Source organism: Paenirhizobium naphthalenivorans, assembly GCF_007992095.1.
In the GTDB taxonomy this organism is placed as follows: Bacteria; Pseudomonadota; Alphaproteobacteria; order Rhizobiales; family Rhizobiaceae; genus Allorhizobium; species Allorhizobium naphthalenivorans.
In genome coordinates, this window is sequence record NZ_BJZP01000129.1 from 1 (window position 1) to 680 (window position 680).

The window sequence follows — 680 nt, forward strand, 5'->3', positions numbered from 1 at the left end:
TCAGCGGCGCTCGTTGCGCTTATCGGTACCGGCATCGATATGGCAGTTCCGGAGAGCTCCACCCTCGCCACACAGGATACGGCCTCTGACGCGGCGCGCAGAAACTTTGCGGAGACCTTCGGCCGCGTCGCGGAGCAGACAATTTCCAAGAATCTGAATGTTCAACCCACCATCCAGATCCGGCCGGGTTACAAGTTCAACGTTCTCGTCGACCAGGACATTGTCTTTCCCGGCAATTATGGCGGTTGAGGCACACATTGCCGCAACCGCCTTGGGACAACTCCTGGATCAGGCAGATATGCGCACGGGCTCGCTGGCTGCATTTTTGCGCGGGCGATATCCTGCATATAGGGGAGCCGCGACACCAAGCGCCTGCTGCATGCGCGTGCGAACTTCCTCTGAAACTTCGAAGATACCGCAGCAAACCGGAGAGCGACCATAGCCGTGCGCACGGCCGACCTCTTCAACGGCGAGCCCCGCCCGACGATAGACGCGCGCCAGGTGCGGCTCGTAGTTCGAGACCAGCGTCTCGATGCCGTGGGACAATCCGCATTCGCACAACGCCAGCAGCAGAATGCCGAACGCCTTACCCGTTTCCAGCCTCGGGAAGTCCTCGGAGAGTGCTTCCTCGTCGAGGCACATTCTCGTTCCCTCATATATGCCAGGTGCCATCAGGCTGG

General features: G+C 60.3%; 1 protein-coding gene and 1 pseudogene. One reads left to right on the top strand and one right to left on the bottom strand.

Translation table 11 applies throughout. The features are described from left to right. Positions 1-249 (top strand): TrbI/VirB10 family protein (locus tag RNA01_RS23510; protein WP_307725740.1); only part of this gene is annotated, 249 nt, incomplete at its 5' end. A 39-nt stretch (positions 250-288) separates the two neighbouring features. Here RNA01_RS23510 and RNA01_RS23515 read toward each other — a convergent pair. Next, positions 289-680 (bottom strand): annotated as a pseudogene (locus tag RNA01_RS23515) (acyl-homoserine-lactone synthase); the annotation flags it as partial.